Genomic DNA, 23,718 nt, shown 5'->3' with positions numbered 1-23,718 from the left:
TCGAACGTCTCCCGCGACTCCTCCTGCACAGGACCGGACGACGCCGGCCTCTCCCCCGAACGCGTGCTCGCCGCCTCCCGGCGCCGGCTCCACCCGTCAGGATGGAGCCATGACCTTCCGCTACGACTTCGCTCCGACCCCCTTCGGCGATGCGCTCGCGGTGTTCTCGGACGAGGGGATCGTGCGGTTCGATCTCTCCGAATCCGAGGATCCGTCTGTTCCCTGGCTTCTGGAGGGCGTGGCCCGCCGGCTGCACAGCGTGCCGGAGCCCGACCCCGGGGCGGCCGACGAACTCGCGCATCTGCTCGACGACTACTTCGAGGGCGTGCCGGTGCGCTTCGACGAGCATGTGACCCTGGACTGGCGCCTCGCCGAAGGGTTCGCGCGGACCGCACTGCAGACGATCGCGACGATCGGATGGGGCGAGACGCTCAGCTACGGCGAGGTCGCCGTGCTCGCGGGCCACCCCGGTGCCGCGAGGGCTGTCGGCACGGCGTGCCGGCTCACCCCGTTCTCGATCATCGTCCCGGTGCACCGGGTGGTGCGCTCCGACGGGACGCCGGGACACTACGGCGCGCATCCGGAGCGCAAGAGGTTCCTGCTCGACCTCGAGTCGCAGGGCCGGCGGCGAACCGGCTGACAGAAGGCGGGGACCCCGGCGAGTAGGCCGCCGGGGTCCCCGTGACTCAGCCGCGAGGGCTCAGCCGATCAGGCTCTGCCGGTCAGTGCTCGACCGCCTTCTCCGCGCCGAAGCCGGTCAGCGAGCGCACCTCCATCTCGGCCGCGAGCTGCGGAGACTCCTGCTGACTGCTGGTGATCGTGCCCAGCCAGCCGAGCAGGAACCCGAGCGGTATCGACACGATGCCCGGGTTGTTCAGCGGCCAGACCGCGATGTCGATCCCCGGGATCATCGACGTCGGAGAGCCGGAGAACACGGGCGACAGGACGATCAGGACGATCGCCGCGCCGAGGCCGCCGTACATGCTCCAGACCGCGCCCTGCGTGTTGAACCGGCGCCAGAACAGCGAGTACAGGATCGTCGGCAGGTTGGCGGATGCCGCCACCGCGAAGGCGAGGGCCACGAGGAAGGCGATGTTCTGCCCCTGCGCGCCGATACCGCCGACGATCGCCAGGATGCCGATCACGATCACCGTGCGACGCGCGACCCGCACCTCCCCGTTCGGGTCGGCCGCGACCGGCTCGCCCGCGGCGTCCCGACGGCCCTTCTGGATGACGTTGGCATAGATGTCATGCGCGAACGACGCGGCCGCCGTGATCGTGAGGCCCGCCACCACCGCGAGAATCGTCGCGAATGCGACCGCGGAGATGAAGCCGAGGAGGACCGGCCCGCCCAGGTAGAGCGCGAGCAGCGGCGCTGCCGAGTTCGGTCCTCCGGGAGCGGCGGCGATGACGTCGGCACCCACGAGAGCGCCGGCGCCGTAGCCGAGCACCAGGGTCAGCAGGTAGAACCCGCCGATCAGCCAGATGGCCCAGACGACCGAACGCCGCGCCTCCTTGGCGGTGGGCACCGTGTAGAACCGCATCAGCACGTGCGGCAGGCCCGCGGTGCCGAGGACCAGAGCCATGCCCAGCGACAGGAAGTCCCAGGGATTCGCGCCGTACTGCAGTCCGGGGCCGAGGATCGCATCGCCCTTGTCGGAGTTCGCGACGGCGGCCCCGAGCAGCGTGTTCAGGCTGAAGCCGTTGATCGCCAGCACCCACAGCGTCATCGCGATGGCGCCGCCGATGAGCAGGAACGCCTTGACGATCTGCACCCAGGTGGTGCCCTTCATGCCGCCGATGAGCACGTAGACGATCATCAGCACGCCGACCACCGCGATGACGACCGACTGCCCGATCCGCCCCTCGATGCCCAGGAGCAGGGACACCAGGCCGCCGGCCCCGGCCATCTGGGCGAGCAGGTAGAAGAAGCAGACGGCGAGGGTGGTGATCGCCGCAGCCATCCGCACCGGGCGCTGCTTGAGCCGGAACGACAGCACATCGGCCATCGTGAACTTGCCGGTGTTGCGCATGAGCTCGGCGACCAGCAGGAGCGCGACCAGCCAGGCCACCAGGAAGCCGATCGAGTAGAGGAAGCCGTCGTAGCCGTTGATCGCGATCGCGCCGCAGATCCCGAGGAAGGACGCCGCTGACAGGTAGTCGCCCGCGATCGCGAAGCCGTTCTGCGGGCCGGTGAAGGAGCGCCCAGCCGCGTAGTAGTCGGCCGCGGTCTTGTTGTTTCGGCTGGCGCGGATCACGATGAACAGCGTCACCGCCACGAATGCGCCGAAGATCGAGATGTTGAGGATGGGGTTGCTCTCGATGGCGACGGGATCCGTCGCCGTGTGCACGATGCTCATGCCTGTCCCTGCGCCTTCTCGAGTTCTTCGCGGATCTCGGTCGCGATCGGATCGAGCTTCCGGTTCGCGAATGACACATATCCCATCGTGATCGCGAACGTCGTGACGAATTGCCCGAGCCCGAGGAGCAGTCCGATTGTGATATCCCCCCACACGCGCTGCGACATGAAATCCGTCGCGAATGCGGCGAGCAGGACATACACGAAATACCAGATGAGGAAGAAAGCGGCGAGCGGGAAGATGAATGACCGCTGCGTGCGTTTCAGTGTGCGGAATCGAGCGGATTCCTCGACGGCGATGTAGTCGATCGCCTCCGTCGTCCGGGCGGGATTGTGTTCGCTCATGGGGCCTCCTTGCCGCATGTCTGCTGTCCTCCCCGGGGTCGCCGGGCGAGTGGTAGGGTCGACGCTACGAAACGGGGAACGGTGCCGTCACCCCCGAAAGTAGGTAGTCGTGAGCACACCGGCCGGGATGGAGCCCGAGACCGAGCTCGTCGCCCATGCGGTGCGCGAGCTGGCCCAGCGCACCCGCTTCCCTGTGACCTTCGGCGGCCTCATCGAAGAGGGCGTCGTCAACGTCACGAGCATCGTCGGCAACCGCACGCATCGCCTGGACGGCCTGCGCGTGCGTCCGGAGCGCGGCCTCGGCGGCAGGGCGATGATGGAGCTGCGCCCGCGGATGACCAGTGACTACGGGTCCTCGCAGCAGATCACCCACGACTACGACGTGTTCGTGCTCGGCGAGGGCCTGCGCACGCTGCTCGCCCTGCCGATCGTGGTCGGCGGGCGACCGCGCGGCGTGCTCTACGCGGGCGCCTGGGAGGAGACTCCGGTCGGCGGGGTCACGACGGCCCCCGCCATGCAGGTCGCGCAGTCGGTCGCAGACGAACTCCGCATCCGCGACGAGGTCGCCCGCCGGCTGCGCGCCGCCTCCCCGGCGGCGGATGCCGTGGCGCCGCAGCAGCGCGAGGAGCTGCGAGAGAGCTTCGCCGAGCTGCGCAGCATCGCCGCATCCATCGACGATGCCGACCTGCGCGCCCGCATCGCGCAGGTGGAGAGCCGCCTGGTGTCGCTCGCCGGCGACACTCCGGCGGCGATGACCGGCCCCGTGCCCACCGTGCACCTCTCCCCCCGGGAGACCGACGTGCTCGCGTGCGCGGCGCTCGGCGCGACGAACTCCGAGATCGCGGCGCAGCTCGGACTGCGCGAGGGCACCGTGAAGGCGTACCTCGGCACGGCGATGTCCAAGCTCGACGCGTCGACCCGGCATGCCGCGGTCACGAAGGCACGGCGGCTGGGGCTGCTCCCCTGACCCCTGCCCAGGCGGTGCCCAGCCGCATCCGCTAGCATCGGGAGCGGCCGGCATACCCCGGCCCCGGACGAGGCAGGCCAGTACCCGGTGAGCGCAAAGACTGGTCCGAGAGGACCGTCATGTCGTGGGTCATCCTGATCATCTCCGGAGTGCTCGAGGCAGTGTGGGCGACAGCGCTCGGCAAGTCCGAGGGCCTCACCAAGCTCTGGCCGAGCGTCATCTTCGTCGGCGGGCTGGTGCTGTCCATGCTCGGCCTCGCCTTCGCGATGCGCGAGATCGCGACGGGAACCGCGTACGCGGTGTGGGTGGGTATCGGTGCGGCGCTGACCGTCGCGTGGGCGATGATCACCGGCGACAGTGAGATCTCCTGGCCGCGCATCCTGCTCCTCATGGGTCTCGTGGGCTGCATCGTCGGACTCAAGCTCATCGACCCCGGTCACGAATAGCCGCCTTGTCGCAATTCCGCCGCGGCACTATTGTCAATTCCATGGCGAGAAGAATTGTGCACCAGCTGGTCGACGATATCGATGGCAGCGTCCTGGAAGTCGGCGAAGGCGAGACTGTGCATTTCTCGCTGAATGGCACCTCCTACGAGATCGACCTGAATGCCGAGCACGCGGAGGAAATGCGCAAGGCATTCGAGCCCTACATCTCGGCGGGTCGGCGCGCCGGCTCGGCAGGCGCCGTCCGAGCGAGCGCCCCGCGTAAGCGCCCAGGGCGCAATCCCGAGGTCGCGGCGATCCGCGCCTGGGCCAACGACAACGGCTACACGCTGTCGGAGCGCGGGCGCATCCCCGCTCCCGTCGTCGAGGCGTACAACGCCGCGCACTGATTCACTCGGGCGCCTCGGCGCCCTCCTGCGCCCAGGGCTCGTCACGCAGCGTGATCTCCTGGGTCATGTCCGTGAGGAAGCGGATCACCACGTCGCGCTCATCCGCGGAGAGCCGGGCGGCTGCGTAGAACCTCTTCGCCTGCTGACGCCCCACCGTCTCCATGGCGGCCTGGCGCGTCTCCGCGGTGATGGAGATCGCGAGCGCGCGCCGATCGGTGGGGTGCGGCGCGCGCCGGATGTGCCCGCCCTTCTCCAGCCTGTCCAGCAGCTTGGTCGTCGACGCCGTCGAGATACCCAGATGGCCGGCGATGCCTGACGGGGTCGCGATGAGACCCCTGTTCGCGCAGACGATCAGGTAGTGCAGTGCGCGCATGTCGGTCTCGTTGAGCCGCATGTAGCGACGCGACGCCAGCGAGAGCCTCTGCTCCGCGTCACGCAGGTCGCCGAGCGCGCCCATCAGCACGGCGATCTGCCGCAGCGCCTCCGGCTCCACTCCGGTGCGGTCTATCAGCGTGCTCCGGGGATCGCTCGCGTCGACGTCGTAGATCGCCGAGTGGGTGAGCCCGTCGGGGGAACGACGCTCCTCCGCGCTGGACGAATCCGACGCGACCTCGCGGAAGGGGGTGGCGTCGGGTCCGGTATCCATGCGATCATGCTACACACCAATTACTTCATGCTAAGTTGACTATTAGCTAAGCTAACTATTAGAGGAGTCCTGGTGATCGACGATGTGACGCTCCTGGCCGCGGACGGTTCGCCGATCGGGTCGATGCGCAAGGATCTGGTCCACTCCTCCGCGACCCCTCTGCACCTCGCGTTCTCCTGCCACGTCTTCGACGATGACGGGCGGATGCTGGTGACCAGGCGCTCGCTCGGAAAGCGCACCTGGCCCGGTGTCTGGACCAACAGCTTCTGCGGGCATCCGCGTCCCGGCGAGCCGATCGTCGATGCCGTCCGCAGGCACGCGCTCTCGGAGCTCGGCGGCCGTCTCCGGAAGATCGAATGCCTGCTGCCCGACTACCGGTACCGTGCGACCGACGCAAGCGGCGTCGTCGAGAACGAACTGTGCCCTGTCCACGTGGCGCAGATCGACGGCGACATCGCCCCCGCCCCGGGCGAGGTCCTCGAGTGGGCGTGGACCACTCCTTCTGATCTCAGCACGGCACTCGCCGCGGCGCCGTTCGCCTTCAGCCCGTGGCTCCGAGAGCAGCTTCCGCTGCTGCGGGCGATCGGCGCGGCATGAGCGCCCCCGTGCTCGACGTCACCGCCGACGTGCGCGCGAGGGTCTCGCAGACGCTGCGTCGTCAGCTCGCCGAGCGGACCCCGTCGGAGCACGCCTACGGCCCCGAGTTCACCCGCCTCTGGCAGCTCGCCGCCGAGCACGCGGCAGGCGGCAAGCTGCTGCGGCCGCTCCTCCTCGTCGAGACCCACGCCGGCCTCGCGCAGCGCGGCGCAGAGGATGCCCCCGATCCGGGGGTGCTCCAGGTCGCCGCCCTGGTCGAGCAGCTCCACTTCGCCTTCCTGCTCCACGACGACGTCATCGACGGCGATCTGCGCCGACGCGGGACGGCGAACCTCATCGGCGTCCTGAGCGGGATCGGCTCCGCCGCGGCCGGCCACGTCGACGAGCGCGGGCGGGAGCTGCACTGGGCGCGCAGCAGCGCTCTGCTCATGGGAGATCTCCTCCTCTCCTCGGCCCTCCTCGGCTTCGCCCGCGCCGATCTCCCCGCCGGGGCCCGCACCCGTCTGCTCGCCCTCGTCGATCACACCGTGACGGAGACGGTCGCGGGAGAGCACGGCGACGTGGGGCTCGCCGACGGGATGATCCCGCCGGATCTCCCGGCGATCCTGGCGACGACCGCCCGCAAGACGGCGACGTACTCGTTCGAGCTTCCGCTGCGCTGCGCCGCGATCCTCTCCGGAGCCTCGAAGGCGACGGAGACGACCCTCGGCGCGATCGGCCGACGCGTCGGCCTCGCCTATCAGCTCCAGGACGACCTCCTCTCGGCGTTCGGCGAGCACTCCGAACATGGCAAGGACCCCTTCTCCGACCTCCGCGAAGGCAAGCAGACGGCGATCATCGCGTTCGCCCGGATGACAAGCGCGTGGCCGCGCATCGCCACCCGGTTCGGCGCTCCGGATCTCGGGCCGGACGAGGGCGGGGAGATGCGCGAGCTCCTGCGGGAGTGCGGGGCCGAACGGTTCGTCCGCCGGCTCGTCGACGAGGAGTTCGCCGCCGCCACGGCCATGGCGACGGAAGCGGAGCGGTCCGGCCGCATGCCTGGCGCCGCTCTGGACGCCGTGCGGACGCTGCTCGCACGTCTCGAAGGACGCAGGTCATGACCGGCACGGCGCCGGCGATCGCCGATGACGCCCTCGCACGATTCACCCGAACCGCGGAGGCGGCATCCGCGGACGTCATCCGCGCCTACTCCACCTCCTTCGGACTCGCGACCCGTCTGCTCGGTGCACGTCATCGGCAGCACGTGCGCAACATCTACGCGATGGTGCGGGTCGCGGACGAGATCGTCGACGGGGTGGCCGCCGCGGCCGGGCTCGACCCTCAGGCGCAGTCGGAGGCTCTCGCCGGCTACGTCGATGACACGCACCGCGCGATGAGTCAGGGGTACAGCAGCAACATCGTGCTGCATGCGTTCGCGCGAACAGCCCGTGAGGCAGGCATCGACGAGACCCTGACACAGCCGTTCTTCGACTCGATGGCCGCGGATCTCGACGGCGCGGAGGAGCCTCGGCATCTGAAGAGCTACGACGCCGAGCAGCATCGGCGGTACGTCTTCGGCTCGGCGGAGGTCGTCGGCCTGATGTGCCTGCGCGTGTTCCTGCGGGCGGAGCGGCCGGGACCGGCCGATCTGGCATCCATGGAGCACGGCGCCCGGCAGCTCGGCGCGGCCTTCCAGAACGTGAACTTCCTGCGCGACCTGACCGACGACACGGAACGGCTGCACCGCGACTATCTGGGCGGCGCCGGACGCCTCACCGACTCCGGACGCGACGCCTGGGTGGAGACGGTCCGCGGCCAGCTGGCCGACGCCCGCCGCACGATCCCCCTGCTCCCGCGGGACTGCCGAGCCGCCGTGAGAACCGCGCACGATCTGTTCGAAGCACTCACCCGCCGGGTGGAGCGCACGCCCGCTGAGGCGCTCTGTCGCGAACGCGTGCGCGTGCCGGACACGCTCAAGGCGGCCCTCGCGCTGCGCGCCGTGCTCGCGACCGCGGGGCGGCCGTCATGAGCCGCATCGTGGTGATCGGCGCCGGCGTCGCAGGTCTCGCCACGGCAGGCCTGCTCGCACGCGACGGGCATGAGGTCCTCGTCCTCGAGCGCGCCGGAGCGATCGGAGGCAGAGCGGGCAGTCTCGAGCGGGGCGGGTTCCGCTTCGACACCGGACCGTCGTGGTACCTGATGCCGCAGGTCTTCGAGCACTTCTTCGCCATGATGGGAACGACGAGCGCCGAACAGCTCGAGCTCGTTCCCCTGGATCCCGGGTACCGGGTCTTCACGCCGCCTCGCCGGGACGCCCCGAACACCGTGGACGTGCGCCCCGGTCGCGCCGCGGCATCACGGCTGTTCGAGTCCCTGGAACCCGGGGCGGGCGCCGCCCTGCAGGCCTACCTCGACTCCGCCGGCCGCGCCTCCGCCCTGGCGATGCAGCACTTCCTGTACAACCCGTACACGCGCCTCTCCTGGCTCCGCCACCCCGACGTCCTCCGCGCCGCACCGGATCTCGTGCCGCTCCTCCTCTCGCGGCTCCGGTCGTACGCCGGGCGCCGTTTCCGGCATCCGGTGCTGCGGCAGATCCTCGGATACCCGGCCGTGTTCCTGGGAACCGATCCGCGCACCGCACCGGCGATGTACCACCTCATGAGCGCACTCGACCTCGACGAGGGCGTGCTCTACCCGCAGGGCGGATTCCATCGCGTCATCGAGCGCATCGGGGCGCTCGCGACGGGTGCCGGGGCCGAGATCCGCACCGGCGCCGAGGTCACCGCCATCCTCACGGACCACGCGCACGGCCGCACCAGGGCCGCCGGCGTCGAGTGGGTGGATGCGGACGGCTTGCGGCATCGCGAGGAGGCTGACGCGGTCGTGTCGGCCGCCGACCTGCACCACACCGAGACGGAGCTGCTGCCGGCGTCCCTGCGCACCTACCCGGAGCGGTGGTGGCGGCGGCGCACGAGCGGACCCGGCGGGGTGCTCGTCATGCTCGGCGTGCGCGGGGCGCTGCCCCAGCTGCCGCACCACTCGCTGTTCTTCACCGAGGACTGGGACGCGAACTTCGACGCGATCTTCGGTCCCCGCCCTTCCGTGCCGGACCCCGCCTCGGCGTACGTGTGCCGGCCGAGCGCCTCGGACCGTGACGTCGCGCCGTCCGGCTTCGAGAACCTCTTCGCGCTGGTGCCCGTGCCGGCGGATCCCGCGATCGGTCACGGCGGAGCGGACGGTGCGGGCTCCCCCGCGGTCGAGCGCGCCGCGGACGCCGCCATCGACCTCGTCAGCGCGTGGGCGGGGATCCCCGATCTCCGCGACCGGATCGTGGTGCGCGAGACGCGCGGGCCGGCGGACTTCCGCGACGACCTCCGCTCCTGGCGCGGCGGGATGCTGGGACCGGCGCACACGCTGGGGCAGAGCGCCATGTTCCGGGCCGGGAACGCGTCGCGGCGCGTGCGGGGCCTGTACTACGCGGGCGGAACGACGTCGCCCGGTGTCGGCGTGCCGATGTGCCTGATCAGCGCGGAGCTGGTCCTGAAGCGCCTGCGCGGAGACCACTCGGCCGGACCGCTCGCTCCGCGCCCTGCCGGTCGGAAGGCGCAGGCGCGATGACCGGGTTCGTGCATCTCGGCCTGCTACTGATCGGCTCCGGCTGCCTGCTGCTGCTGGACCGCCGCTTCCGGCTGTTCTTCTGGCGCGATCCCGCGGCGGCGCTCGTCGTCACCGCGATCGGGCTGGCGTTCTTCCTCGCCTGGGACGTCGCGGGGATCGCGGCCGGGGTCTTCCTCCGGGGGGAGTCGGCGATCGCCACCGGGCTGGTGCTCGCCCCTGAGTTTCCCATCGAGGAACCCGTGTTCCTGCTCTTCCTCGTCCAGTGCACCATGGTCGCCTACACGGGTGCCGCTCGGGTCCTCGGCAGCGGATCGCGAGGAGGGCAGGCATGACCGCCTATCCGATGCTCGCCCTCTGGTTCGCCGGCGGGGCCGCCGTCGCTGCGACCGTGCTCTGGGCGCCCGCCCGAGAACGCCCGCGCGGTGGAGCCGTCGTCGCTACGGCTCTCGTGCTCCTGGCTCTGACGGCCGTCTTCGACAACCTGATGATCGCGGCCGGGCTCTTCCACTACGAGGAGCAGCACCTGCTCGGCGTGCGGATCGGTCTCGCTCCGATCGAGGACCTCGCGTACCCGCTCGCAGGAGCACTCCTCCTGCCCGCCGTCTGGTCCCGGCTGCGCGGGCGGCGGAAGCCGGAAGGAGACCCCTCTTGAGCGCGCCGTCGCGAGCTTCCTCGCTCGTGCGGGACGCGGGGCTGCTGATGCTCTCCTCCCGCCCGGTCAGCTGGATCAACACCGCCTTCCCGTTCGGCGCCGCGTACCTCCTGTCGACGAGGGAGCTGGACGCGACCGCCGTGGTCGGTGTCCTCTACTTCCTCGTGCCCTACAACCTCGCCATGTACGGGATCAACGACGTCTTCGACTACTCCTCGGACCTCGCCAACCCGCGCAAGGGCGGAATCGAGGGAGCGCTCCTGCCGCCCCGGCTCCACCGCATCACGATCGGCGCTGCGGCACTGACCAACCTCCCGTTCCTCGTCTGGATGGTCGCGACCGGGAACACGGCATCCACGATCGCCCTGGCCGTCAGCATCGGCGCGGTGATCGCGTACTCCGCCCCCGGCCTGCGCTTCAAGGAGCGGCCGTTCCTGGACTCCGCCACCTCCAGCATCCATTTCGTCTCCCCCGCCGTGGTCGGCCTCACCCTGGCAGGCTCGGAGCCGGCCCCGGCCGTCGTGATCGTCCTCATCGCCTTCTTCCTCTGGGGAGCCGCGGCGCATGCCTTCGGGGCCGTGCAGGACGTCGGGCCGGACCGGTCCGCCGGGATCGCCTCGATCGCCACGGTCATCGGCGCCCGCGCCACGGTGCGTCTCGCCCTCGGACTGTGGACGGTGGCAGGACTCGCGATGCTCGCCACCGGATGGCCCGGGATGCTCGGCGCCGTGCTCGCGCTCCCCTACATCGTCAATGCGGCGCCGTGGCGCGACGTCGCGGACGAGGATGCCGCCGACACCAACAGGGCATGGCGCCGGTTCATCGCCCTGAACTACCTGTCCGGCTTCCTCGCGACGATGATCCTCATCCTCGCCTGGTTCTCCTGATCCCCTCCCGAAAGGATGCCGATGCCCGGCCCCCTCCCCGTCCTCGAGCCTCAGCCCCGCGAGCGCAGCAGACGCCGCTCCTGGGCGCGTGTCCTCCTCCCCGCCGCTCTGATCGTCATCTGGCTCGCCGGGGCCTCCTTCGGCGGCCCGCTGTTCGGCAAGGTCGACGAGGTGTCCTCGAACGACCGCACGGCATACCTGCCGGAGTCGGCGGACGCCACGCAGGTGCAGAAGGAGCTCGGCGAGTTCAGCGACGACGACGCGATCCCGGCGGTCGCGGTCTTCGTCGGCGACGGTGAGCTGTCGGCGGCGGACCTGGAGGCGATCGCGGATGCCGTCGCGGGCGCCACCGAGGTCGAGGGCGTCGAGGACGAGGTGTCCCCGGCGATCCCTTCGGAGGACGGTGTGGCGGTGCAGGCGTTCATCCCGATCAGCGGTGACGCCGATCTCGGCGACACCGTGTCCGCACTCGGCGCGCACCTGCGCGAAGCCGCGCCCTCCGGAGTCACCGTCCAGATCACCGGCCCGGCCGGCTTCAGCGCCGACCTCGTCGCCGGCTTCGCCGGCATCGACGGCCTGCTGCTCGGCGTCGCCCTGCTCGCCGTGCTCGTGATCCTCGTGCTGGTCTACCGGTCGCTGCTGCTGCCCGTGATCGTGCTGTCCACCAGCCTGTTCGCGCTCTGCGTCGCCCTGCTCTCTGTCTGGTGGCTGGCGAAGGCCGAGATCCTGCTCCTCAGCGGTCAGACGCAGGGCATCCTGTTCATCCTCGTGATCGGCGCGGCGACCGACTACTCGCTCCTGCTCGTGGCGCGGTTCCGCGAGGAGCTCCGCCACGTCCAGGACAAGGGAGCCGCGCTGCGCTCCGCGTGGAGGGGCGCCTTCGAGCCCGTCGTCGCCTCCGGAGGCACGGTGATCGCGGGGCTCCTCTGCCTCCTGCTCAGCGACCTGAAGTCGAACAGCACCCTGGGCCCGGTCGCGGCGATCGGCATCGCGTTCGCCATGCTCGCCGCGCTCACTCTGCTCCCCGCGCTGCTGCTCCTGTTCGGCCGTGCCGCCTTCTGGCCGCGCCGCCCGGACTTCGCCCCGGGCACGGTCGCCGCCGAGGACGGCATCCGTCCGGCGGGGCTGTGGGCACGCCTCGCCCAGGCGGTCCGCCGGCGTCCGCGCCTCATCTGGATCGCCACGACCGCCGTGCTGCTCCTCGGATCCGCCGGCCTGACGCAGCTGAACGCCGACGGCGTGCCGCAGTCCGAGCTCGTGCTCGGCGCCTCGGAGGCTCGCGACGGGCAGGCGGCACTGGGCGCGCATTTCCCCGGCGGGTCCGGCAGCCCGGTGTACGTCCTCGTCGACGAGGAGCGGATGCCGGACGCCGCTGCCGTTCTGCTCGACGATGACGGCGTCGACGCTGTCTCGATCGCATCCTCCGGCTCCCCCAGCGGCACCGCACCGGTCACCGCGGACGGCATCGGCGCGGTGGGAGCCCCGGGCACCCCCATCCCCGAGCCGACCGTCGCCGACGGCCGAGTGCTGCTGCAGGCGACGCTGATGGATGCCGCCGACTCCGACGCCGCGGCATCCACGGTGCGCGAGCTGCGCGATGCCCTCGATCCCCTCGGCGCCCTGGTCGGCGGCGTCACCGCGACCTCCGTCGACACGAACGACGCGTCGATCCACGACCGGAACCTCATCATCCCGGTCGTCCTCGGCGTCATCCTCGTGATCCTCATGCTGCTGCTGCGCTCGATCCTCGCACCCGTGCTGCTGATCCTCACCACGGTGCTGTCGTTCGGCACCGCCCTGGGAGTCTCGGCCGTCGTGTTCAACGGCATCCTCCGGTTCCCCGGTGCAGACCCCGCCGTTCCCCTGTACGGCTTCGTCTTCCTCGTGGCGCTCGGCATCGACTACAACATCTTCCTCATGACGCGCGTGCGCGAGGAGGCGACGCGGCACGGCACGCGCGACGGCATCCTGCGCGGGCTGGCCGTCACCGGCGGGGTGATCACCTCGGCCGGCCTCGTGCTGGCGGCGACCTTCGCCGCGCTCTCGGTGATCCCGATCCTCTTCCTCGTCCAGCTCGCCTTCATCGTGGCGTTCGGCGTTCTGCTCGACACGTTCGTCGTGCGGTCGCTGCTCGTGCCGGCCTTGTCGTACGACATCGGGCGCGCCGTGTGGTGGCCGTCGAAGCTCTGGCGCCGGGGAGAGGACTGAGCGAGAGGCTGGGGTGCCCTCGACAGGATTCGAACCTGCGACCTGCCCTTTAGGAGAGGGCTGCTCTATCCTGCTGAGCTACGAGGGCGTTCTCCCCCAGTCTACGGGAGACGCTTCGGTGGTCCGTTCACGCGGCGAGGGCGAGATACGGCTCCCACCGTGGGTCGCTGCGCTCGGTGCCCCGCACTGTCCATGCAGTGCCGTGCGGCGGGCGCGGGGTGATCCGCAGCTCCCATCGCATCTCCTGCGGCGTGCGGTCGCTCTTGACGTTGTTGCACCGCAGGCAGCAGGCGACGAGGTTCTCCCAGGAGTCCGCGCCGCCACGCGACCGCGGCAGCACATGGTCGATGGTGGATGCCGCCTTGCCGCAGTATCCGCAGCGGTGGTTGTCCCGCCGCAGCACGCCGCGTCGCGTCACTGGCACGCGGCGGCTGATCGGCACGCGCACGTAGCGGGAGAGGACGATGACCGCAGGCCGATCGTAGACGCCGTGGGTGCCCCAGACGGGGTCGTCCTCCACGCGCTCGATCACCGTCGCCTTGTCGTTCATGACGAGGACGAGGGCTCGTTTGAAGGACACGATCGCGAGCGGCTCGTATCCGGCATTCAGGACCAGTGTGCGCATCTTCATCCTCTCGATCCGCCGGGACGGCTTCCCGGCACTCTCGACTCACACGAGGTCGCGCGGACGGCAGAGCGTTCGCAGGGACGAAAAAAGGCGCTGTCTACAGACAGCGCCTCTCACGCACGGCAGCACCGTGGCGTCCCTGCGGCCGATGCTGAAGGACGTGACGACCGAGGGCATCCATGGTTCGGATGCTCGATATTCGCTCCATCAGCCTCTCCCGCCTGTGCGACAACGGGTTCAGGCTAACCCATCAGCGACACGTCGGGGCGAAACTCCCGGTGAACAGCCGAAGGCGTGTCAGGGAGCGGAGGATGCGACGAGGATCAGCCGGCGTTCGCTGCGAGCCAGGCGGCGGGCTCCATGAGGCCGCCGTTGACCCAGACCTCGAAGTGGAGGTGGTTCGCGGTCGAGCGCCCGGTGCTGCCGACGAAGCCGATGAGCTGGCCGGCCTCGACCGTCTGCCCGGCCTCGACCTGGCGCGATCCGTAGATCATGTGCCCGTAGGTGGTCTGCACGCGCTGACCGCCCACGACGCTGTCGAGCATCACGCAGACGCCGTAACCGCCGATGCTCTCGGCGGATGCGCGGACGACACCCGCAGCCGCCGCGTAGATGGGCGTGCCGGCCGGCGCGAGCATGTCGATGCCGTTGTGCCCGCCGCCGATCGTGCGGCTGACACTGTAGGAGCCCTGCGGGAGGGGGTAGCGGACCTCACCCGAGCCCGGGGAGACGAGCGCGTAGTTGCCGATGTCGAAGCCGGCGGTCGACGCCACGGCCGCGGCGCGGGCCGCAGCGGCCTCCTCGGCCTTCTTCTTGGCGATCTCGTCCGGCGTCGTCGCCGTGAAGGTGCCGCGGTTCAGCGGCGCGGCCGTCGCCTCGGAGGCCACGACGAGCGACTGCGCGTCGACGGCGGCGAGCTGCTGGACCGTGGTGGCCGTCTCGTCCGGCTTGCTGCTGGCGTAGGCCGGCAGAGCGATGGCGGCGACGAGGGCACCGACCGCCCCGAAGATGGCGACCGAGCGGAGGGGCTTCACGATCTTGCGGGAGCCGGCTCGCGCACCCGTCCTGCGGGCGACTGCTCGATCTTCGATTGTCTTCGCGGGCGACTCGATGTCTTTGACCAAGATGTGATCCTCCTGCGCCTGCGCGCTTCGGGTAGCGCTGGCTCGTCGGCACTCTGCTCTCGTGGCACGTATGTAGCTCGGGTACTTTGTGCGTTTCATGCCGGGAAGACGACGAGCCTGAAAGGCGATCTTCACGGTCATCGCCAGCGGGCTTCTTCGCGGGCGACCTGTCCGAGGTTACCGGAAGATAACGATCGTGTCACCCTGCGAACCTGGCAAAACGCGGAGAACCACCCGCCGGCGCCGGAAGACGGCGCCGGGGATCAGGCGGGCTCGCCCACCAGGAAGATGTGCGACGCGAGCTCGACGGGCAGCTCGAGGCCCTCGTCCTTGCCCTCCATCTGGATGAGGACGTAGCCCTCGCTGTATCGGTAGTCGCCCTTCGCACCGGGGACGACACCGGCGTCGCGCAGCTGCTCGAGCAGTTCCGGGTCGACCTGCGCCGGCTCGGCGAGACGGCGCACCGTGCCCTCGATCGGCTCGCCGGCCGCGTTCAGCTTCTGCACCAGGCCGATGACCCCCTCGTCGAACGTCCGCGCCGGCACGTCGCCGAGCTGGTCGAGTCCGGGGATCGGATTCCCGTAAGGCGACTCCGTGGGGTGTCCGAGGAGTTCGACGAGACGGCGCTCGACCTGCTCGCTCATGACGTGCTCCCAGCGGCAGGCCTCCTCGTGGACGAACGCCCAGTCCAGCCCGATCACGTCGGAGAGGAGACGCTCGGCCAGGCGGTGCTTGCGCATCACGTCCACAGCCTTGCGGCGGCCGGCATCCGTCAGCTCGAGCGTGCGGTCCTCGGAGACGACGACGAGGCCGTCGCGCTCCATGCGCCCGACGGTCTGCGACACCGTGGGCCCCGAGTGGCCGAGGCGCTCGGAGATGCGCGCGCGCAGGGGCACGATGTTCTCCTCCTCGAGCTCGAGGATGGTGCGGAGGTACATCTCCGTGGTGTCGATCAGGTCGGTCATCTGGCCCTCCGGGTCTTCTTAGGCAAGCCTACCTTCCCCGGCCGACGTCGGCGCTTCACACGGGGAAACCAGGCAGGACGCGCACCCTAGAATCGACCCATGGCGATCGAGATTCCCCGAGACCTCCTGCCCGCTGACGGCCGCTTCGGATGCGGCCCCTCGAAGGTGCGCCCCGAGCAGCTGGATGCGCTGCTCGCCGCCGGCGCGAGCCTGCTGGGCACCTCGCACCGCCAGGCCCCGGTGAAGAACCTGGTCGGCAGCGTCCGCGAGCAGCTCGCCGCGCTCTTCCGCCTCCCCGAGGGCTACGAGATCATCCTCGGCAACGGCGGCTCCACCGCGTTCTGGGACGCGGCGGCCTTCGGCCTCATCGAGCGCCGCAGCCAGAACCTCGTGTTCGGCGAGTTCGGCGGCAAGTTCGCCGCCGCGGCGGCCGCCCCGTGGCTCGAGGCACCGGACGTCCGCAAGGCCGAGCCGGGATCGCGCCTGCCCGCCGAGATCGTGGAGGGCGTCGACGTCTACGCCTGGCCGCACAACGAGACCTCGACCGGCGTCTCGGCCCCGGTCGAGCGGGTCGCCGCCGAGGGCGCTCTGACCGTCATCGACGCGACCAGCGCCGCCGGCGGCATCGACTTCGACGTCGCGCAGGCGGACGTGTACTACTTCGCGCCGCAGAAGAACCTCGGCTCCGACGGCGGCCTGTGGTTCGCCGCGGTGTCACCCGCAGCCATCGAGCGCATCGAGCGGATCGCTGCATCCGGCCGGTACATCCCGGAGTTCCTCAGCCTGAAGAACGCCGTCGACAACTCGCGCCTGAACCAGACCCTGAACACCCCGGCCCTGACGACCCTGCACCTGCTGGACAGCCAGCTGCGCTGGATCCTCGGGAACGGCGGGCTCGCCTGGGCCGCGGCGCGCACCGCCGAATCCTCCGGCGTGCTCTACGACTGGGCGGAGGCGACCGCCGTCGCGACCCCCTTCGTCACCGATCCCGCTCACCGCTCCCCCGTCGTCGCGACCATCGACTTCGACGACACCGTCGACGCCGCCGCGATCGCGAAGACGCTGCGGGAGAACGGCATCGTCGACACCGAGCCGTATCGCAAGCTCGGCCGCAACCAGCTGCGCGTCGCCACCTTCGTCTCGATCGAGCCCGACGACGTCCGTCAGCTCACCCGGGCGCTCGATCACGTCCTGGAGAACTCCGGCAGCTGACTTCGGCTCGGGGATTGTGAAGAGGGGCCGCGCGATGCGCGGCCCCTCTTCACATCCCCCGGCTCGCCGGGGCGCGTGCGGTCACTCCTCCTCGGAGTCGCTCCCGGTCTCGTCGTCGTCGGTCTCGTCGTCGGACTCGTCGTCCTCGTCCTCGTCAGACTCGTCATCGTCCTCATCGGACTCGTCATCGTCGTCGGTCGCCGAGTCGTCGAGCTCGTCGATGTCGACGCCGTCGAGGTCGCCGGCGTGCAGCGTCCTGGGCTCGTCCCCCTCGGTCTCGTCATCGAGCTCGTCGAGATCGTCGAGTTCATCCTCGGAGTCGTCCAGAAGGTCGTCGAGGTCCTCGGCACCGTCCTCGATCTCGGCGAGCGCATCCGCTGCGGCATCCGCGTCGCCGGCGGCCGCGGCGGCCTGCTCGGCGAGCTCGGCCTGGTGCGCACGGTACTCCGCCAGCCTCTCGGCCCACGGCACCCACTCGGGCGCCAGCAGTGCGCCGTCGCCGGGGAGCAGCTCGACCTCGAGGACGGTCGGGTCCTCATCGTCCACGCGCGCCACCGTCACGGTCCAGTACCAGCCCGGGTACCCGGGGAGCCTGTTCTCGAAGCGCAGCGAGACGGGGCCGCCCTCCTCGACGAGGTAGCCGGCGGCCGGACCGATCGTCGACGCCGGAGTGATCTCGCGCAGAGCGGCCAGCGCGAGATCGTGGGCGTCCAGCAGACGCCGGTCGGCGTCAGGCTTCGAGGTCATCGGCGACCTTGCGCAGGACGGCCGCGATCTTGCGGCCGTGTCCGGACGAGGGGTAGCGGCCGCGACGGAGATCGCCGCCGATGCCGTCGAGGAGCTTGACGAGGTCCTCGACGATGATGGCCATGTCGTCTGCGGGCTTGCGCTTCGCCTTCGCCAGGCTCGGCGGAGCCTCGAGGACTCGCACCGAGAGGGCCTGCAGTCCGCGCTTGCCGTCGGCGACCCCGAACTCCACGCGCGCGCCGGTCTTCACCACGGTGCCCGCAGGCAGCGCCGAGGCGTGCAGGAAGACGTCCTGGCCGTCATCGGTGGCGATGAAGCCGAAACCCTTGTCTTCGTCGTAGAACCTGACCTTGCCGGTGGGCATGGGAGAAACCTCGCTGAGTCGGTGTGGAGCTGGACGGCGCGCAGAAGCGGCCGTCTCCAGCCTACCGGTCGGCGACGCACTAGGCTGAGACGGATGAGCACGCAGAGTCCGGAACCGGAGGTTCCCGTCCGTCCACTGGACCGCATCCTCGCCTTCACCGCGCTCGGACTCGCCGCGGCCTCGATCCTGTGCTTCTTCGCCATCATCATCGGAACCGCGGCCGGGATGGAGCAGAAGGACTTCGCCGAGGGGGCCTGGCCGTTCGTCGCCGGCATCCCGTACTGGGGCCTGCCGCTGGCGTTCGTGATGATCATCTCGCTCCTCGTGATGAGCTTCATCCGGAAGGGTCGCGCGGGATCGCGGCGCTGAGGACCCCGGCATGAGCACGCACGCCCGCCCTCTGGCCGAATGGCTGGCCGCGGCGAGCGATGACGAGCTGAGCGCACTGTTCGCGGCCCGCGGGGTGCGAGCGGATGCCGCCTGGCAGGACTTCTTCGACGCGGCGGAGGCGCTGCTGGAGCCGGGTTCGCTGTCGCGGGTGCTGACGACGCTCACGGCCGCCGAGGCCGAGGCGCTGCGGCGCGCGGCCGGCGGCGACGATCCCGGGGAGCGTCGCGGAATGCTGGCGTCCCTGGGACTTCTGCTTCCCGACGGCACCGTGCCGCCCCCGGTCGCCTCGGCGCTGGCGGGCAGGCCGCCGGCCGAGTCCCGCGACGCCGTGGAGCCCCCGCCGTCCGGCGACGACGCATCCGCCCATGCCGCCGAGCGCGCGTTCACGACGGTCGCCGCGCTCGCCGATCTGATGCTCGTCACGAAGGAGCGCCCGCTCACCCTGCTGGCCGGCGGTGCGGTGAGCGCGGGCGAGAAGCGGCTGCTCGCCGAGGCCGGCCTCGTCGTCGACGCCGTCGACCTGCTCGTCGCGCTCGCGATCGACGCGGGTCTCGCCGTGACGGAAGAGCGCCGGCTGCGGACCACCAGCGGCGCCGAGGAGTGGCTGCGCGCCCCGGTCGGACCCCGCTGGAGCGCGCTCGTGACGGGGTTGCGCGCGGCGCTCCCCCGCGGCATCCGCGACGGCGACGGCTGGACGCCGCCCTCCTCCTGGGCCGGAGCGCACCCCTGGGACCCCGCCTGGCCGGAGCGCTGCGCCGGGCTGCTCGAGCGCGCCCGGCTCCTCGGCCTCATCGCCGACGACGGCTCCGAGCCGGCATGGGCGCGCCCGCTCCGCGCCGGCGGGCCCGCCGACCCCGCCCCGCTCACGGCGCTGCTGCCGGCGGAGGTCGATCGCATCTTCCTGCAGAACGACCTCACCGCGATCGCGCCCGGTCCGCTCGCCCCGGCGCTCGACGTCCGCCTGCGCACGATGGCGGCCAGGGAGTCGGCGGCGCAGGCGTCGTCCTACCGGTTCACGGCCGAGTCGGTCGCGCACGCGCTCGTCGCCGGCGAGACCGAGCAGTCGATGCTCGACTTCCTCGAGGGCATCTCGCTCACCGGCATCCCGCAGCCGCTCCGCTACCTCGTGGGGCACACCGCGCAGCGCCACGGCCTGGTGCGGGTCTCCGTCGACGGCGAGACCGGGCGCACCAGGATCGAGAGCGTCGACGACCACCTCCTCGCGGCGATCTCCGTCGATCAGGCGCTGCGCCCCCTCGCACTCACGAAGCACGTCGGCTCGCTCACCACGCGTGTCGGACGGGACACCGTGTACTGGGCGCTCACCGATGCGCGCTATCCGGCCACTCTCGTCGCCGAGGACGGCACCGTCCTCACGGGTGAGCGGCATCCCGTGGCCGACCCGGTGCCCGTCGCCCCTGCGGATCACCGCCCCCTGATCGCGGCCCTGCGCGCACATCAGGGGCCCGATGCGGATGCCGCCTGGCTCGACCGCGAACTGGAGGCAGCCGTCCGCGCCAAAGCCGTTCTCCGGGTGACCGTCGGCATGCCGGACGGCTCGACCAGGGAACTCCTGCTGGAGGCGACGGGACTCGGCGGCGGTCGGCTGCGCGGCAGGGACCGCGCGGCGGACGTCGAGCGGACGCTCCCGGTCTCCAGCATCCGCTCCGCGACCATCGTCGCGACCTGAGAGGCCGGGAGTCCGGGCGGCCCGCGCCCCCGGCATCCGCCCGCCGGTAGACTGGTCTGCTATGTCTGATGGCCCCCTGATCGTCCAGAGCGATCGCACCGTCCTGCTCGAGGTCGCCCACGCCGACGCCGAGAGCGCCCGGCACGAGCTCGCGATCTTCGCCGAGCTGGAGCGGGCACCCGAGCACATCCACACCTACCGGATCACGCGGCTGGGCCTGTGGAACGCGCGCGCCGCGGGGCACACTGCCGAGGACATGCTGGAGACGCTGGACCGCTGGTCGCGCTTCCCCGTGCCGCCGTCCGTGGCCGTGGACCTGCGCGAGACGGTGAACCGCTACGGGCGCCTGGTCATCGAGAGGGACGAGGAGGGCGTGCTCATCCTGCGGTCCTCCGACCCCGCCGTGCTGACGCAGGTGGCGAGCAACAAGCGCATCCAGCCGCTGCTGATCGGCCACCCGGCGCCGGACACCTATGTGGTCGACGCCTGGGCGCGCGGCCAGATCAAGCAGGAGCTGCTCAAGATCGGCTGGCCCGCGGAGGACCTCGCCGGCTACACCCCCGGCACCCCGCACGAGATCGAGCTCGCCGAGGACGGCTGGCAGATCCGCCCGTACCAGCAGGATGCCGTGAACGCGTTCGCGAAGGACGGATCCGGGGTCGTGGTGCTCCCCTGCGGCGCGGGCAAGACGATCGTGGGCGCCGGTGCGATGGCCGCCACCAAGACCACGACGCTGATCCTCGTGACCAACACGGTGTCGGCCCGGCAGTGGCGCGACGAGCTGCTCAAGCGCACGAGCCTCACACCCGAGGAGATCGGCGAGTACTCCGGGCAGGCCAAGGAGGTCAAGCCGGTCACGATCGCGACCTACCAGATCCTCACGGCGAAGCGGAAGGGGCAGTACGCGCACCTCGCGCTGCTTGATGCCCTCGACTGGGGGCTCATCGTCTACGACGAGGTGCACCTGCTCCCCGCCCCCGTGTTCAAGCTCACCGCGGACCTGCAGGCGCGCCGCCGCATCGGCCTCACCGCGACCCTCGTGCGCGAGGACGGCCGCGAGGGCGACGTGTTCAGCCTCATCGGCCCCAAGCGCTTCGACGCGCCCTGGAAGCAGATCGAGGCCCAGGGATTCATCTCCCCCGCCGTCTGCTACGAGGTGCGGGTCGACCTTCCGCCGAGCGACCGCCTCGAGTACGCGGCGGCGACCGACGACGAGCGCTACCGGCTGGCGGCATCCGCCCCTGCCAAGATCGACGCGGTGAAGGAGCTCATCGCGAAGCATCCGGACGAGCAGATCCTCGTGATCGGCCAGTACCTCGACCAGCTCGACACGCTCTCGGAGGCGCTCGACGCACCGCAGATCACCGGCGCGACTCCCGTCGATGAGCGCGAGGAGCTGTACCGGCAGTTCCGAGAGGGCGAGATCCACCTGCTCGTGGTCTCGAAGGTCGCGAACTTCTCGATCGATCTGCCGGAGGCGTCGGTCGCGATCCAGGTGTCCGGCTCTTTCGGCTCCCGGCAGGAGGAGGCGCAGCGCCTCGGCCGGCTGCTGCGCCCGAAGCAGTCGGGGCACACGGCGAGCTTCTACACCCTCGTCGCCCGCGACACCATCGACCAGGACTATGCGCAGAACCGGCAGCGGTTCCTCGCCGAGCAGGGATACAGCTACACGATCATGGACGCGGACGCGATCGCGGCCTGATCGGGGCCGCGCAGCCCCCGCGCTCGCGCTCGAACCGGCCGACCGCGAGCTCGCCGGGGTTGTCAACCCGGTGGACTTCCCGGCGTCGTCTCCCACAGTCGAACCATGGCGAACGACACTCTGCCGGCTTTCATCCGATGGGCAGCCACCAGGCTTCCGCCGGACACGGTGATCTGGGTGAAACGGCTCCTCCGCGAGGAGCACCCCTGGCAGCGCCGGCAGCGCGCGCTGCGCAGGCTACTGCGCGTCCCCGGGGAGACGTCACGAACGCTGAGGTTCGCGGACGGTCCTGTCACGGTGATGGAGCGGGGCTATGACGCGATCCAGGCGGTCTCGCACAACGTCTCGCAGGTGGCCGATGCGCTCCGCACTGCGGGGATCGAGTACGTGCGCCTCCCGAACCTCGTGCCTTTCGACCCGCTCCTGGTGATCAGGGAGGACGAGCTTCCCGCGACGCTGGACGCGTTGACACAGCTGCCGGAATCGGACGGATGGTCGGTTCGCATCGAGGACGCGAGTCATCGAGCGCTCCCTGCGACAGCGTCACGTCGTCGACCGAGCGCGGTGTTCCGCATCGTCGTCTCACGGCGCATCGCAGGAAGGAGCGGGCACCTGATGTCCACGCCGAGGGAGAGCGTGGCGATCGAGCCCTGGGCGAGGACGCGAGAAGGCGAGGCCCGCGCCGACGGATCGGCTCACGTCGCGGGTACGATGCGCCGGCGAGTGTCGCGGCGAGGACCGTTCGTGGAGTACCTGACCCCGCAGGCCTGGGCCAGCGCCGTCGGTCGCGACGATCGGACGCTCACCTGGCCCCGACCGCACCTGTATCAGGTGACGGAGCCCATCGATGTCGTCTACACGTGGGTCAACGATGATGATCCGCAGTGGCAATCACGAAAGAGACGAGCCTCCGGCCTCATAGACGAGGACGAGGTGAACGACACCGCGCTGAACCCTTCGCGCTATGCCAACCGGGACGAGCTGAAGTACTCGTTGCGTTCAGTGGAAGCGTATGCGAACTGGGTGAATCACATCTACATCGTCACCGACCGGCAGGTGCCCGACTGGCTGAACACCGCGCACCCGCGGATCACGATGGTCGATCATCGCGAGATCTTCTCGGACCCTCGCGTGCTGCCGGTGTTCAATTCGCACGCGATCGAGTCCCAGCTCCACCACATTCCCGGGCTCGGCGAGCGGTACCTGTACATGAACGACGACGTGTTCTTCATGCGACCGGTGAGCCCTGAACTGTTCTTCACGAGCAGCGGACTGTCGAAGTTCTTCCCCTCACGGGCGCCCCTCGACGTCGACGACGCTTCCCCCCGGGACCTCCCCGTGCTCTCCGCCGCGAAGAACGGGCGCGAGTTCATGATCCAGCACCACGGGAGAACCGTGACGAACAAGTTCAAGCACACGCCCCACCCCCAGCTGCGCAGCGTGCTGCACGACATGGAAGCCGAGCACCCGGATCTGTTCCGATCGGTCGCGTCGTCGAAGTTCCGCGCGGCCGGGGACGTCTCGATCGCGTCTTCCCTGTATCACCATCACGCGTTCGCGCGGCAGCGGGCGGTTGTCGGCGACATCGCGTACGACTACGTCGACATCGCCAGTCCCAGGGCTGCACTCAGGCTCGAATGGTTCTCGTACCGGGGGCGGCTCGACGTGGTCTGCCTGAACGACACCGACATCGCGGGGGCGGACCAGGAACAGGTCTCGTCGCTGCTCACCGGGTTTCTCGAAAGACGGTTCTCGATCGCCAGCTCCTTCGAGCTCTAGTCGCGATCTCGCCCCTGGCGGCCGGGA

At 70.4% G+C, this 23,718-nt stretch carries 25 protein-coding genes, 1 tRNA gene and 1 riboswitch; of the genes, 17 read left to right on the top strand and 9 right to left on the bottom strand.

Annotated elements, in window-relative coordinates:
- The first annotated feature begins 109 nt into the window (after positions 1-109).
- The gene (locus tag G6G98_RS15660) at positions 110-640 is read left to right on the top strand and encodes a methylated-DNA--[protein]-cysteine S-methyltransferase (RefSeq protein ID WP_067354826.1); all 531 of its coding nucleotides are present in this window, start codon (positions 110-112) and stop codon (positions 638-640) included.
- An 82-nt stretch (positions 641-722) separates the two neighbouring features.
- Here the strand turns inward: G6G98_RS15660 and G6G98_RS15655 are convergent, their stop codons facing one another.
- Positions 723-2,360 (bottom strand): solute symporter family protein, encoded by a 1,638-nt coding sequence (locus tag G6G98_RS15655; RefSeq protein ID WP_067354819.1) that lies wholly within the window; start codon positions 2,358-2,360, stop codon positions 723-725.
- Positions 2,357-2,704 carry a DUF485 domain-containing protein gene (locus G6G98_RS15650; protein WP_067354816.1) on the bottom strand — a complete coding sequence of 116 codons (348 nt, stop codon included), beginning with the start codon at positions 2,702-2,704 and terminating at the stop codon, positions 2,357-2,359. The genes G6G98_RS15655 and G6G98_RS15650 overlap by 4 nt, the downstream gene beginning before the upstream one ends.
- A 109-nt stretch (positions 2,705-2,813) precedes the next feature.
- On the opposite strand from G6G98_RS15650, the gene G6G98_RS15645 reads away from it, so the two are divergent.
- The 3 genes from G6G98_RS15645 (at position 2,814) to G6G98_RS15635 (ending at position 4,503) form a co-directional block, all read left to right on the top strand.
- A complete protein-coding gene (locus G6G98_RS15645; RefSeq protein ID WP_067354813.1) occupies positions 2,814-3,671 on the top strand; it encodes a LuxR C-terminal-related transcriptional regulator in 858 nt (285 codons plus the stop codon).
- A 41-nt stretch (positions 3,672-3,712) separates the two neighbouring features.
- Positions 3,713-3,780: riboswitch (guanidine-III (ykkC-III) riboswitch) on the top strand.
- A 10-nt stretch (positions 3,781-3,790) separates the two neighbouring features.
- On the top strand, positions 3,791-4,117 hold the full coding sequence (locus G6G98_RS15640) for a DMT family transporter (protein WP_067354810.1): 327 nt from the start codon (positions 3,791-3,793) through the stop codon (positions 4,115-4,117).
- A gap of 41 nt (positions 4,118-4,158) precedes the next feature.
- Positions 4,159-4,503 carry a histone-like nucleoid-structuring protein Lsr2 gene (locus tag G6G98_RS15635; protein ID WP_067354809.1) on the top strand — a complete coding sequence of 115 codons (345 nt, stop codon included), beginning with the start codon at positions 4,159-4,161 and terminating at the stop codon, positions 4,501-4,503.
- 1 nt (position 4,504) lies between these two features.
- Here G6G98_RS15635 and G6G98_RS15630 read toward each other — a convergent pair whose 3' ends face one another.
- Entirely contained in the window at positions 4,505-5,149 is a 645-nt protein-coding gene (locus tag G6G98_RS15630; protein WP_084788375.1) for a MarR family winged helix-turn-helix transcriptional regulator, read from the bottom strand.
- Positions 5,150-5,224: 75 nt separating this feature from the next.
- On the opposite strand from G6G98_RS15630, the gene idi reads away from it, so the two are divergent.
- From idi to G6G98_RS15590, 8 genes are read left to right on the top strand one after another with little or no spacing between them, the layout of a single operon-like run.
- Positions 5,225-5,746: an isopentenyl-diphosphate Delta-isomerase gene (idi, locus tag G6G98_RS15625; protein WP_084788388.1), complete on the top strand. Its 522-nt coding sequence runs from the start codon at positions 5,225-5,227 to the stop codon at positions 5,744-5,746.
- On the top strand, positions 5,743-6,846 hold the full coding sequence (locus G6G98_RS15620) for a polyprenyl synthetase family protein (RefSeq protein WP_067354799.1): 1,104 nt from the start codon (positions 5,743-5,745) through the stop codon (positions 6,844-6,846). Before idi ends, G6G98_RS15620 begins: the two co-directional genes overlap by 4 nt.
- Positions 6,843-7,754: a phytoene/squalene synthase family protein gene (locus G6G98_RS15615; protein WP_067354796.1), complete on the top strand. Its 912-nt coding sequence runs from the start codon at positions 6,843-6,845 to the stop codon at positions 7,752-7,754. Before G6G98_RS15620 ends, G6G98_RS15615 begins: the two co-directional genes overlap by 4 nt.
- Positions 7,751-9,343 carry a phytoene desaturase family protein gene (gene crtI / locus G6G98_RS15610; protein ID WP_067354794.1) on the top strand — a complete coding sequence of 531 codons (1,593 nt, stop codon included), beginning with the start codon at positions 7,751-7,753 and terminating at the stop codon, positions 9,341-9,343. Before G6G98_RS15615 ends, crtI begins: the two co-directional genes overlap by 4 nt.
- Complete coding sequence (locus tag G6G98_RS15605; protein WP_164234442.1) at positions 9,340-9,675, top strand: lycopene cyclase domain-containing protein; 336 nt, start codon at positions 9,340-9,342, stop codon at positions 9,673-9,675. The genes crtI and G6G98_RS15605 overlap by 4 nt, the downstream gene beginning before the upstream one ends.
- Positions 9,672-9,995, top strand: a complete 324-nt coding sequence (locus G6G98_RS15600) for a lycopene cyclase domain-containing protein (RefSeq protein ID WP_067354788.1) — start codon at positions 9,672-9,674, stop codon at positions 9,993-9,995. Before G6G98_RS15605 ends, G6G98_RS15600 begins: the two co-directional genes overlap by 4 nt.
- Positions 9,992-10,882, top strand: coding sequence for a prenyltransferase (locus G6G98_RS15595; protein ID WP_347877971.1), 891 nt, complete (start codon positions 9,992-9,994; stop codon positions 10,880-10,882). Before G6G98_RS15600 ends, G6G98_RS15595 begins: the two co-directional genes overlap by 4 nt.
- Positions 10,883-10,903: 21 nt before the next feature.
- Positions 10,904-13,090, top strand: a complete 2,187-nt coding sequence (locus G6G98_RS15590; protein WP_208321513.1) for an MMPL family transporter — start codon at positions 10,904-10,906, stop codon at positions 13,088-13,090.
- A gap of 14 nt (positions 13,091-13,104) precedes the next feature.
- Here G6G98_RS15590 and G6G98_RS15585 read toward each other — a convergent pair.
- The 4 genes from G6G98_RS15585 to G6G98_RS15570 all read right to left on the bottom strand — a co-directional run bounded on the left by G6G98_RS15585 (position 13,105) and on the right by G6G98_RS15570 (position 15,807).
- Positions 13,105-13,178 (bottom strand) — tRNA-Arg (locus G6G98_RS15585).
- A gap of 39 nt (positions 13,179-13,217) precedes the next feature.
- Positions 13,218-13,715, bottom strand: coding sequence for an HNH endonuclease (locus tag G6G98_RS15580; protein WP_067355168.1), 498 nt, complete (start codon positions 13,713-13,715; stop codon positions 13,218-13,220).
- Between the two features lie 326 nt (positions 13,716-14,041).
- Positions 14,042-14,842, bottom strand: a complete 801-nt coding sequence (locus G6G98_RS15575) for a M23 family metallopeptidase (RefSeq protein WP_164234441.1) — start codon at positions 14,840-14,842, stop codon at positions 14,042-14,044.
- A 263-nt stretch (positions 14,843-15,105) separates the two neighbouring features.
- The gene (locus tag G6G98_RS15570; protein ID WP_067354783.1) at positions 15,106-15,807 is read right to left on the bottom strand and encodes a metal-dependent transcriptional regulator; all 702 of its coding nucleotides are present in this window, start codon (positions 15,805-15,807) and stop codon (positions 15,106-15,108) included.
- A gap of 99 nt (positions 15,808-15,906) precedes the next feature.
- Here G6G98_RS15570 and serC point away from each other — a divergent pair, with 99 nt between their 5' ends.
- A complete protein-coding gene (gene serC, locus G6G98_RS15565) occupies positions 15,907-17,019 on the top strand; it encodes a phosphoserine transaminase (protein ID WP_067354782.1) in 1,113 nt (370 codons plus the stop codon).
- Between the two features lie 81 nt (positions 17,020-17,100).
- Here serC and G6G98_RS15560 read toward each other — a convergent pair whose 3' ends face one another.
- Positions 17,101-17,766: a DUF3027 domain-containing protein gene (locus tag G6G98_RS15560; protein WP_067354779.1), complete on the bottom strand. Its 666-nt coding sequence runs from the start codon at positions 17,764-17,766 to the stop codon at positions 17,101-17,103.
- On the bottom strand, positions 17,750-18,130 hold the full coding sequence (locus G6G98_RS15555) for a cold-shock protein (RefSeq protein WP_067354777.1): 381 nt from the start codon (positions 18,128-18,130) through the stop codon (positions 17,750-17,752). Before G6G98_RS15555 ends, G6G98_RS15560 begins: the two co-directional genes overlap by 17 nt.
- 93 nt (positions 18,131-18,223) lie before the next feature.
- On the opposite strand from G6G98_RS15555, the gene G6G98_RS15550 reads away from it, so the two are divergent.
- The 4 genes from G6G98_RS15550 to G6G98_RS15535 all read left to right on the top strand — a co-directional run bounded on the left by G6G98_RS15550 (position 18,224) and on the right by G6G98_RS15535 (position 23,691).
- Positions 18,224-18,499, top strand: coding sequence for a multidrug ABC transporter ATPase (locus G6G98_RS15550; RefSeq protein WP_067354774.1), 276 nt, complete (start codon positions 18,224-18,226; stop codon positions 18,497-18,499).
- 10 nt (positions 18,500-18,509) lie between these two features.
- The gene (locus G6G98_RS15545) at positions 18,510-20,210 is read left to right on the top strand and encodes a helicase-associated domain-containing protein (RefSeq protein WP_067354769.1); all 1,701 of its coding nucleotides are present in this window, start codon (positions 18,510-18,512) and stop codon (positions 20,208-20,210) included.
- Between the two features lie 61 nt (positions 20,211-20,271).
- Positions 20,272-21,912, top strand: a complete 1,641-nt coding sequence (locus G6G98_RS15540; RefSeq protein ID WP_067354766.1) for a DNA repair helicase XPB — start codon at positions 20,272-20,274, stop codon at positions 21,910-21,912.
- Positions 21,913-22,017: 105 nt separating this feature from the next.
- Positions 22,018-23,691, top strand: a complete 1,674-nt coding sequence (locus G6G98_RS15535; protein ID WP_164234439.1) for a stealth family protein — start codon at positions 22,018-22,020, stop codon at positions 23,689-23,691.
- Positions 23,692-23,718 lie beyond the last annotated feature (27 nt).

This window comes from Microbacterium hydrocarbonoxydans (assembly GCF_011752045.1).
Lineage (GTDB): Bacteria > Actinomycetota > Actinomycetes > Actinomycetales > Microbacteriaceae > Microbacterium.
Note: the sequence above shows the minus strand (reverse complement) of the source record. Positions and strands in the feature narration are given on the sequence as shown.

Excerpts from the sequence above, each read along its gene's own strand:
- G6G98_RS15590 (WP_208321513.1), top strand. The coding sequence starts at position 10,904 with ATGCCCGGCCCCCTCCCCGTCCTCGAGCCTCAGCCCCGCGAGCGCAGC.
- G6G98_RS15555 (WP_067354777.1), bottom strand. The coding sequence starts at position 18,130 with ATGCCCACCGGCAAGGTCAGGTTCTACGACGAAGACAAGGGTTTCGGC.
- G6G98_RS15635 (WP_067354809.1), top strand. The coding sequence starts at position 4,159 with ATGGCGAGAAGAATTGTGCACCAGCTGGTCGACGATATCGATGGCAGC.
- G6G98_RS15620 (WP_067354799.1), top strand. The coding sequence starts at position 5,743 with ATGAGCGCCCCCGTGCTCGACGTCACCGCCGACGTGCGCGCGAGGGTC.
- G6G98_RS15580 (WP_067355168.1), bottom strand. The coding sequence starts at position 13,715 with ATGCGCACACTGGTCCTGAATGCCGGATACGAGCCGCTCGCGATCGTG.
- G6G98_RS15535 (WP_164234439.1), top strand. The coding sequence starts at position 22,018 with ATGGCGAACGACACTCTGCCGGCTTTCATCCGATGGGCAGCCACCAGG.
- G6G98_RS15655 (WP_067354819.1), bottom strand. The coding sequence starts at position 2,360 with ATGAGCATCGTGCACACGGCGACGGATCCCGTCGCCATCGAGAGCAAC.
- G6G98_RS15540 (WP_067354766.1), top strand. The coding sequence starts at position 20,272 with ATGTCTGATGGCCCCCTGATCGTCCAGAGCGATCGCACCGTCCTGCTC.
- G6G98_RS15640 (WP_067354810.1), top strand. The coding sequence starts at position 3,791 with ATGTCGTGGGTCATCCTGATCATCTCCGGAGTGCTCGAGGCAGTGTGG.
- G6G98_RS15605 (WP_164234442.1), top strand. The coding sequence starts at position 9,340 with ATGACCGGGTTCGTGCATCTCGGCCTGCTACTGATCGGCTCCGGCTGC.
- G6G98_RS15550 (WP_067354774.1), top strand. The coding sequence starts at position 18,224 with ATGAGCACGCAGAGTCCGGAACCGGAGGTTCCCGTCCGTCCACTGGAC.
- crtI (WP_067354794.1), top strand. The coding sequence starts at position 7,751 with ATGAGCCGCATCGTGGTGATCGGCGCCGGCGTCGCAGGTCTCGCCACG.
- G6G98_RS15630 (WP_084788375.1), bottom strand. The coding sequence starts at position 5,149 with ATGGATACCGGACCCGACGCCACCCCCTTCCGCGAGGTCGCGTCGGAT.
- G6G98_RS15545 (WP_067354769.1), top strand. The coding sequence starts at position 18,510 with ATGAGCACGCACGCCCGCCCTCTGGCCGAATGGCTGGCCGCGGCGAGC.
- G6G98_RS15600 (WP_067354788.1), top strand. The coding sequence starts at position 9,672 with ATGACCGCCTATCCGATGCTCGCCCTCTGGTTCGCCGGCGGGGCCGCC.
- G6G98_RS15570 (WP_067354783.1), bottom strand. The coding sequence starts at position 15,807 with ATGACCGACCTGATCGACACCACGGAGATGTACCTCCGCACCATCCTC.
- serC (WP_067354782.1), top strand. The coding sequence starts at position 15,907 with ATGGCGATCGAGATTCCCCGAGACCTCCTGCCCGCTGACGGCCGCTTC.
- G6G98_RS15660 (WP_067354826.1), top strand. The coding sequence starts at position 110 with ATGACCTTCCGCTACGACTTCGCTCCGACCCCCTTCGGCGATGCGCTC.
- G6G98_RS15560 (WP_067354779.1), bottom strand. The coding sequence starts at position 17,766 with ATGACCTCGAAGCCTGACGCCGACCGGCGTCTGCTGGACGCCCACGAT.
- G6G98_RS15615 (WP_067354796.1), top strand. The coding sequence starts at position 6,843 with ATGACCGGCACGGCGCCGGCGATCGCCGATGACGCCCTCGCACGATTC.
- G6G98_RS15650 (WP_067354816.1), bottom strand. The coding sequence starts at position 2,704 with ATGAGCGAACACAATCCCGCCCGGACGACGGAGGCGATCGACTACATC.